This window comes from Streptomyces sp. NRRL F-6676, from assembly GCF_000725625.1.
Lineage (GTDB): Bacteria > Actinomycetota > Actinomycetes > Streptomycetales > Streptomycetaceae > Streptomyces.
The window spans coordinates 1-5139 of sequence record NZ_JOHS01000102.1 but is presented as its reverse complement, the minus strand read 5'-3'; the positions used below and the strand labels follow the sequence as shown (position 1 = coordinate 5139).

Annotated in this window: 5 protein-coding genes; 3 read left to right on the top strand and 2 right to left on the bottom strand. The window is 74.0% G+C overall.

Going from position 1 to position 5139, the window contains the following annotated elements; translation table 11 throughout:
• The first annotated feature begins 49 nt into the window (after positions 1-49).
• Positions 50-385: a YnfA family protein gene (locus IO29_RS30995; protein WP_030383480.1), complete on the top strand. Its 336-nt coding sequence runs from the start codon at positions 50-52 to the stop codon at positions 383-385.
• A gap of 66 nt (positions 386-451) precedes the next feature.
• Positions 452-1006 carry a GNAT family N-acetyltransferase gene (locus tag IO29_RS30990; protein ID WP_030383479.1) on the top strand — a complete coding sequence of 185 codons (555 nt, stop codon included), beginning with the start codon at positions 452-454 and terminating at the stop codon, positions 1004-1006.
• Positions 1007-1084: 78 nt separating this feature from the next.
• On the opposite strand, the gene IO29_RS30985 is transcribed toward IO29_RS30990, so the two are convergent.
• Both IO29_RS30985 and IO29_RS30980 read right to left on the bottom strand, forming a co-directional pair.
• The gene (locus tag IO29_RS30985) at positions 1085-2554 is read right to left on the bottom strand and encodes a sensor histidine kinase (protein ID WP_030383478.1); all 1470 of its coding nucleotides are present in this window, start codon (positions 2552-2554) and stop codon (positions 1085-1087) included.
• Between the two features lie 58 nt (positions 2555-2612).
• Entirely contained in the window at positions 2613-3383 is a 771-nt protein-coding gene (locus IO29_RS30980) for a response regulator transcription factor (RefSeq protein WP_030383477.1), read from the bottom strand.
• A 175-nt stretch (positions 3384-3558) separates the two neighbouring features.
• Here IO29_RS30980 and IO29_RS30975 point away from each other — a divergent pair, with 175 nt between their 5' ends.
• Positions 3559-4830, top strand: coding sequence for a glycosyltransferase family 4 protein (locus tag IO29_RS30975; RefSeq protein ID WP_078618600.1), 1272 nt, complete (start codon positions 3559-3561; stop codon positions 4828-4830).
• The last annotated feature ends 309 nt before the right edge of the window (positions 4831-5139 follow it).

Genomic DNA, 5139 nt, shown 5'->3' with positions numbered 1-5139 from the left:
CCCCTGACCTCCCGTCCCCCCCCCGTCCCCTCCCGGAAAGACTCCCGCCGTGCTCGTCGTCCGCTCCCTCGCCCTGTTCGCCGTCGCCGCGCTGTTCGAGATCGGGGGTGCCTGGCTGGTGTGGCAGGGCGTGCGCGAGCACCGCGGGTGGGCGTGGATCGGCGCGGGGGTGGTCGCACTGGGGCTGTACGGCCTGGTGGCCACCTTCCAGAGCGACGACCACTTCGGGCGCATCCTCGCGGCGTACGGCGGCGTCTTCGTCGCCGGGTCGATCGCCTGGGGCATGGTCGCCGACGGCTACCGCCCCGACCGCTACGACGTCATCGGGGCGCTGGTCTGCCTCGCCGGCATGGCGGTCATCATGTACGCGCCGCGCGGAGACTGACCGGACGCGGCAGGGGCGCCGTCCGCGGGCCGTGTCCACGACAGCGGCGCATGCCACCATGGCCGCATGCCGAAGACGAACGACGCCCCGGTGCGCGTCGTCCCGATGACCGACGCGCACGCGGACCAGGTCCTGACGATCTACGGCGCCGGCATCGCGGAGGGCGACGCCACGTTCGAGACGGCGCCGCCGGCCTGGCCGGTGTTCGACGCCGCCAAGCTGCCCGAGCACCGGTTCGTGGCACTGGACGGCGCCGGGGCGGACGGCTCCGGCTCCGGCTCCGGGGCGGACGGCTACGGGGCCGTGCTCGGCTGGGTCGCCGCGGCGAAGGTCACCGACCGCCGCGCGTACGCCGGCGTCGTCGAGCACTCGGTGTTCGTCCACCCGGACGCCCGGGGCCGGCGCGTGGGCTCCGCACTGCTGCGGGCGCTGCTCGCCTCCACGGAGGCGGCCGGCATCTGGACCGTGCAGTCCGGCATCTTCCCCGAGAACACCGCGAGCCTCGCCCTCCACGCCCGCCTGGGCTTCCGCGTCATCGGCACCCGCGAACGGATCGGCCGCCACCACGGCCGCTGGCGCGACGTCGTCCTGGTCGAGCGCCGCAGCCCGGTGATCGGCTGAGGCGCGGCACCCGCACCCGCACCCGCACCCGCACCCGCACAACGACCCCGACCCGGACCCGGACCCGCCCCCCCCGAGCTATTGGTCACCCCTCGGCGGAGCCCCCGTCACCGTGAACCCCATGACCGACCCGCCCCCCTCCCGCCGGTAGGCGAACGCCGCGCCCCCGTGCGACGTCGCCACCTCGCGGACGATCGACAGCCCGAGCCCCGAGCCCGGCAGGCTGCGCGCGTCCGCCGTCCGGTAGAAGCGGTCGAAGATCCGCTGGAGGTCCTCCTCCGCCACCCCCGGCCCCCGGTCCAGCACCTCCACCCGCACCGCGCTCGCGCGCGGCGGCGCCGCGTCCGTGCGGGTCGCTCCCGTGTGCGCCGGGCCCGCCACCGTGACCGTGACCGGGGCCGTCCCTGCGCGGTCGAACTTCACCGCGTTCTCGACCAGGTTCGAGACCGCCCGCTGCAACGCCGACGCCCGCCCGTCCACCGTCGTGTCCCCGGTGACCCGGACCCTCACCTCGCGGCCCGTGCGGCGGCGGACGATCACCGCCACGTCCTCCGCGAGGTCCCCCAGTGCCACCCGCTGCACCGGCTCGGCGTCCGACTGCCCGGCCGCGAGGTCGACCAGCTCGTTGACGAGGTCCGTCAGCTCCCGCGACTCCTGCGCGAGGTCGGCGACGAGTTCCTCCCGCGTCGAGGGCGGCAGTTCGTCGATGCGGCGCAGCAGCGAGATGTTGGTCCGCAGCGAGGTCAGCGGCGTCCGCAGCTCGTGCCCCGCGTCCTGCACGAGGCGCCGCTGGTCCTCCTCCGACTGGGCCAGCCGGCCGAGCATCCGGTCGAACGAGCGGCCGAGCCGGGCCACCTCGTCGTGCCCGGTCACCGGCACCTGGATGCCCAGCCGCCGGGTACGGGCCACGTCCTCCGCCGCCGCCGTGAGCCGGACCAGCCGCCGGGTGATCCGCCGGGCCAGCCACCAGCCGAACAGCCCGGAGCCGATCACCACCGCGGCGACCAGCAGGATGGTCCGTTTTTGCAGCTCTCGCAGCAGATCCTCGGTGTCGCTGAACTCCTGCGCCACCTGCACCGCGCCACGCCCGCCGCCCAGCGAGACGATCGCCACGCGGTAGAAGTCGCCGGCGACCGCGACCTCGCCCTGCTCGACCAGCTGCCCGGCCGTCGCGGCCCCGGCCATCCGGCGGCCGGTGGCGTCCACGGGCAGCCGCGGCTTGCCGGGGTCGACGACCGTGCCGGACGGTCCGATGACCTGCACGTCCATCCGGCTGGAGCGGAAGATCGCGGCGCGCGGACCGTCCCGGTCGGGATCGTCCTTGGCGAAGTCGTCGGAGTCGAACCGCTGCTGCCGCACCTGGTTGCGCAGATCCTCCACACGCTCGGAGAACACGGTCTTCTCGTCCACGCGGACGAGCCGGGCGGCGGCGTCGTAACTGAGGAACCCGATCAGCACGGTGACGCCGACGGCGACGGCCGCGAACGACACGGTGAAGGTCGTCCGCAGCGACGACACCGTCCGCAGCCGGCCGGGAACCCGGCTCACCCCAGGCTCCGCTCACGGCGCACGGCAGCCCACGCGCCCCCGCCACGGCGGCGCACGCCTAGTCCTCCCTCAGCACGTACCCCACACCCCGCACCGTGTGGATCAGTGCCGGCGCCCCCGGTTCGTCCAGCTTGCGGCGCAGATAGCCGACGTAGACCGCGAGGTTCTTGGAGCCGGGGCCGAAGTCGTAGCCCCAGATGCGGTCGTAGATCGTGGCGTGGTCGAGCACGATCCCGGCGTTGCGCGCGAGCAGTTCCAGCAGGTCGAACTCCGTGCGGGTGAGCTCAAGCTCCCGCTCCCCGCGCCATGCCCGGCGCGCCTGCACGTCCATGCGCAGCCCCGCCACCGACAGCTGCCCGCCGGTCCAGCGTTCCCCCTTGAGCACCGGACCGCCGTTCGGCCCGTTCGGCCCGTTCGGCCCGTTCGGCCCGTCGGGACCGGCGTACCCGCCGTACCCCGCCGTTCCCGTGCGCCGCAGCAGCGCGCGCAGCCGGGCGAAGACCTCCTCCACGTCGAACGGTTTGACGACGTAGTCGTCCGCGCCCGCGTCCAGACCGGCGATCCGGTCCGCCGTCTCGACCAGCGCGGTGAGCATCAGGATGGGCGTACGGTCACCCTCCGCACGGAGTACACGGCAGACCTGAAGGCCGTCGATGCCGGGCATCATCACGTCGAGAAGGAGCACGTCGGGCGGGGTGCGGTGGGCGTGCGCGAGCGCTTCCACCCCGTCGGCCACGGCGGTCACCTCGTAACCCTCGAGCGTCAGGGCGCGTTCCAGGGCATGACGGATGGCACGGTCGTCCTCGGCCAGCAGAACTGTCTGGGTCACTCCACCAGTCTGCCAAGGCCGCGGCCGGGTACCCACCGGGTGGACCGGGGTGCGGGCGGGCTTCTTACCCGCCTCTCACCGCGGGCGGCCCGGTGGTTTACCTCGTCGGGCCACCGTGTCCCCGTACGTCACGCGTCGCGCGTCCGGACAAGAGGTCGCGTCGGGAAGGCACTGGATGAACCGCACGACGAGCACGACGAGCCACCCCACGGGCCCCGGCCCGGCCCGGAGGGCCGCCGTCCGGCTGGCCCTCCGCCTCTGGCGGCGCCGCCGCCGGAAGATCACCTTCCTGCTGCACAACGCGTACGCCATCGGCGGCACCGTCCGCACCACCTTCAACCTCGCCGCCGCACTCGCCGACGACCACGACGTGGAGATCGTCTCCATGTCCCGGCACCGGGACACCCCCCGCTTCGACCTCGACCCGCGCGTCCGCCTCGTCCCGCTGGTGGACACCCGCCCCGGCAGCCCCGACCTGGACGACCCCGCGTACGCGCGGCCCGCCGAGGACTTCCCCGCCGCCGAGAAGCGGCACAAGCAGTACTCCCGCCTCACCGACCTGCGCGTCCGCGCCCACCTCGAACGGTGCGACGCCGACGTGATCATCGGCACCCGGCCCGGCATCAACGTCTACCTCGCCCGCTTCGGCCCCCGCCGCGCGCTGCGCATCGCCCAGGAGCACCTGCGGCACGACGCGCACAACAAGCGGCTGCGCGCCGAGCTCGCCCGCCACTACCGGTCCATGGACGCGGTGGTGACGATGACAGAGGCCGACGCGCGGGTCTACCGCAGGCGGATGCCGCTGCCGGGGGTACGGGTGGTGTCGGTGCCGAACATCGTGCCGCCGGTGGACGTGCCGCCGTCCGACGGCACGTCCAAGGTGATCGCGGCGGCCGGCCGGCTCGCCCCCGGCAAACGCTTCGACCTGCTGCTGGAGGCGTTCGCGACGGTCGCGGCCAAGGAACCCGACTGGCGCTTGCGGATCTACGGCGGCGGCAACGCGAAGGAGGATCTGGAGAAGCTGATCGACGAACTCGGTCTCACCGGCCGAGCCCGGCTGATGGGCCCCTGCACCCCGATCGAGGCGGAATTCGCGAAGGCGTCCCTGGTGGTGAGCGCGTCGGACGCGGAGTCCTTCGGAATGACGCTGGTGGAGGCGATGCGCTGCGGGGTGCCGGTGATCAGCACGGACTGCCCGCTGGGGCCCGCCGAGATCGTCACGGACGGCGTCGACGGCCGCCTCGTCCCCGTGGGCGACGCCCCCGCCCTCGCCGACGCGATCCTCGACCTCATCGCCGACGACACCCTGCGCCACGGCATGGCAGCGGCAGCCCTGCAAAGCGCCCACCGCTACGACCCCACCCCCATCACCACCCGCTACGACCACCTGTTCGCAAGGCTGCGCGTAACACGAGCACTGCGCACTTGGCGCCGAAGCACCCGGTGAGGGCCGCGCCCCGTAAGGGGCGCGGGACTGTGTCCGATCTGCGGCTCCGCCGCGCGGGCGCGAGCAACCGCGCCCCATAAGGGGCGCGGGGAACTGCGCGAGAAGCCCTCACCCACCCGCACCCGCCCACGCACCCCACCCACCCGAGCTCTACCGCGCTCCTCCCTCCCCACGCACCCCCGACTCCCCCCGGGGGGCCTGGGGGCAGAGCCCCCAGGTCAAGGACGGGAAGGGTAGGGGCGGCGGGGGCGAAACCCCCCTCAGAGAACCCCCCACCCCCCGTGCCCCCTACCCCCGCAACGCGGCGAG

Coding starts and splice junctions, on each gene's coding strand:
- IO29_RS30990 (WP_030383479.1), top strand. CDS start 452: ATGCCGAAGACGAACGACGCCCCGGTGCGCGTCGTCCCGATGACCGAC.
- IO29_RS30975 (WP_078618600.1), top strand. CDS start 3,559: ATGAACCGCACGACGAGCACGACGAGCCACCCCACGGGCCCCGGCCCG.